At 60.1% G+C, this 416-nt stretch carries 1 protein-coding gene; it reads right to left on the bottom strand.

The window, feature by feature from the left end; translation table 11 throughout:
* Nucleotides 1-416: SufD family Fe-S cluster assembly protein (locus QRT08_RS18405; RefSeq protein WP_286047451.1), on the bottom strand; the 416-nt coding region annotated here is incomplete at both ends.

A 416-nucleotide genomic window follows, 5' to 3' on the forward strand; every position in this document is an offset into this window, starting at 1 on the left:
CCCTCCATTTCGAGTTCGATCAGCCGGTTGAGCTCGACCGCGTACTCGATCGGCAGCTCCTCCGTGATCGGTTCGATGAAGCCGCTGACGATCATCTGTTTCGCGTCGTCGTCGTCTAACCCACGGGATTGGAGGTAGAAGACGTCCTCGTCGCCGATCTTCCCGACGGTCGCCTCGTGGGCGACGTCGACCTTCGACTCGTTGATCTCCATGTACGGCATCGTGTCGCTCACCGACTCGTTGTCGAACATCAGCGCGTCACACTCCACGCTCGTCGACGAATCGTGCGCGCCATTGGAAATGTGGACGAGTCCCCGGTAGTTGGTGCGCCCGCCGTCTTTCGAGATGGATTTCGACTCGATCGTCGAGTTCGTGTTCGGCGCGTTGTGGTAGACCTTCGCGCCCGTGTCGATGTC

This window comes from Halalkalicoccus sp. NIPERK01, from assembly GCF_030287405.1.
Classification (GTDB): Archaea; Halobacteriota; Halobacteria; order Halobacteriales; family Halalkalicoccaceae; genus Halalkalicoccus.